The organism is Vibrio sp. 10N.286.48.B8 (genome assembly GCF_003050085.1).
GTDB classification, from domain to species: Bacteria; Pseudomonadota; Gammaproteobacteria; order Enterobacterales; family Vibrionaceae; genus Vibrio; species Vibrio crassostreae.
In genome coordinates, this window is record NZ_PIGD01000051.1 from 1 (window position 1) to 2,278 (window position 2,278).

The following is a 2,278-nucleotide window of genomic DNA, read 5'->3' on the forward strand; positions in this document are numbered from 1 at the left end:
ATCTCTTGACGTTAGCAACAGAAGAAGCACCGGCTAACTCCGTGCCAGCAGCCGCGGTAATACGGAGGGTGCGAGCGTTAATCGGAATTACTGGGCGTAAAGCGCATGCAGGTGGTTCATTAAGTCAGATGTGAAAGCCCGGGGCTCAACCTCGGAACTGCATTTGAAACTGGTGAACTAGAGTACTGTAGAGGGGGGTAGAATTTCAGGTGTAGCGGTGAAATGCGTAGAGATCTGAAGGAATACCAGTGGCGAAGGCGGCCCCCTGGACAGATACTGACACTCAGATGCGAAAGCGTGGGGAGCAAACAGGATTAGATACCCTGGTAGTCCACGCCGTAAACGATGTCTACTTGGAGGTTGTGGCCTTGAGCCGTGGCTTTCGGAGCTAACGCGTTAAGTAGACCGCCTGGGGAGTACGGTCGCAAGATTAAAACTCAAATGAATTGACGGGGGCCCGCACAAGCGGTGGAGCATGTGGTTTAATTCGATGCAACGCGAAGAACCTTACCTACTCTTGACATCCAGAGAAGCCAGCGGAGACGCAGGTGTGCCTTCGGGAGCTCTGAGACAGGTGCTGCATGGCTGTCGTCAGCTCGTGTTGTGAAATGTTGGGTTAAGTCCCGCAACGAGCGCAACCCTTATCCTTGTTTGCCAGCGAGTAATGTCGGGAACTCCAGGGAGACTGCCGGTGATAAACCGGAGGAAGGTGGGGACGACGTCAAGTCATCATGGCCCTTACGAGTAGGGCTACACACGTGCTACAATGGCGCATACAGAGGGCAGCAAGCTAGCGATAGTGAGCGAATCCCAAAAAGTGCGTCGTAGTCCGGATTGGAGTCTGCAACTCGACTCCATGAAGTCGGAATCGCTAGTAATCGTGAATCAGAATGTCACGGTGAATACGTTCCCGGGCCTTGTACACACCGCCCGTCACACCATGGGAGTGGGCTGCAAAAGAAGTGGGTAGTTTAACCTTTCGGGGAGGACGCTCACCACTTTGTGGTTCATGACTGGGGTGAAGTCGTAACAAGGTAGCCCTAGGGGAACCTGGGGCTGGATCACCTCCTTATACGAAGATATCCACGATGAGTACCCACACAGATTGATTAGGTTTAGAAAAGCAAAGAGATGAAGAACTCCCAAGGTTCTTCGAAGTTTGTTTCTACTTTTTAAAGTGGAGATGAATTAGCAGTGTCCCGTTCGTCTAGAGGCCTAGGACACCGCCCTTTCACGGCGGTAACAGGGGTTCGACTCCCCTACGGGATACCATTGGGTCGTTAGCTCAGTTGGTAGAGCAGTTGACTTTTAATCAATTGGTCGCAGGTTCGAATCCTGCACGACCCACCATTCTTTCTCCGCGAAGGAATTAAAACTATCGTGGGCGATTAGCTCAGTTGGGAGAGCACCTGCCTTACAAGCAGGGGGTCACTGGTTCGAGCCCGGTATCGCCCACCATTTCCTCCCAAGGAAATAAAAATATGGGGCTATAGCTCAGCTGGGAGAGCGCCTGCCTTGCACGCAGGAGGTCTGCGGTTCGATCCCGCATAGCTCCACCATTCCTTCCATAAGAATGGCTTTTATTTTCACTTTTTAAAAAGTGAAGACAAAAGAAAACTTTATGGGCGATTAGCTCAGTTGGGAGAGCACCTGCCTTACAAGCAGGGGGTCACTGGTTCGAGCCCGGTATCGCCCACCATCTTTAAGCATTCTCCTCGGAGAGTTTTTAAAAATGGTTTTGAAAGTTTAAAACTTGAAAAACTCTTGCTCTTTAACAATTTGGAAAGCTGACTGATTGATTTACTTACGAGTAATTCAATCAAATTTAAAAGTTCTCAATGTTTACCTTTATGGTAAACACAACAAACACATTCAAGTGTCTTGTATTCGATTCAAACTTGTTTGAATCACATTGAGTCCGGCAAACAGTCATTGAGAATTAACCCTTCTTAATGACAACCAAAAACCTTGGTTAGTTGCCATACGATTATTTGTCTTCACTTTTTAAAGTGAAAGCAAATAGAAACCCTTTCGGGTTGTATGGTTAAGTGACTAAGCGTACACGGTGGATGCCTTGGCAGTCAGAGGCGATGAAAGACGTAATAACTTGCGATAAGCCCAGATTAGGTAGTAATAACCTTTTGAGTCTGGGATTTCTGAATGGGGAAACCCACGTGCATAAGCACGTATCCTGTTGTGAATACATAGCAACAGGAGGCAAACCGGGGGAACTGAAACATCTAAGTACCCCGAGGAAGAGAAATCAACCGAGATTCCG

5 tRNA genes and 2 rRNA genes are annotated in these 2,278 nt (G+C 48.6%); all 7 read left to right on the plus strand.

The features are described from left to right. Nucleotides 1–1,072: ribosomal RNA gene (locus CWO08_RS23700) — 16S ribosomal RNA — on the plus strand; the annotation flags it as partial. 124 nt (nt 1,073–1,196) lie between these two features. Next, nucleotides 1,197–1,272, plus strand: a tRNA-Glu gene (locus CWO08_RS23705). A gap of 2 nt (nt 1,273–1,274) precedes the next feature. Next, a tRNA-Lys gene (locus CWO08_RS23710) sits at nt 1,275–1,350 on the plus strand. 32 nt (nt 1,351–1,382) lie between these two features. Further along, nucleotides 1,383–1,458 (plus strand) — tRNA-Val (locus CWO08_RS23715). Between the two features lie 25 nt (nt 1,459–1,483). Further along, a tRNA-Ala gene (locus CWO08_RS23720) sits at nt 1,484–1,559 on the plus strand. 64 nt (nt 1,560–1,623) lie between these two features. Continuing rightward, nucleotides 1,624–1,699 (plus strand) — tRNA-Val (locus tag CWO08_RS23725). Nucleotides 1,700–2,042: 343 nt separating this feature from the next. Continuing rightward, nucleotides 2,043–2,278: ribosomal RNA gene (locus tag CWO08_RS23730) — 23S ribosomal RNA — on the plus strand; the annotation flags it as partial.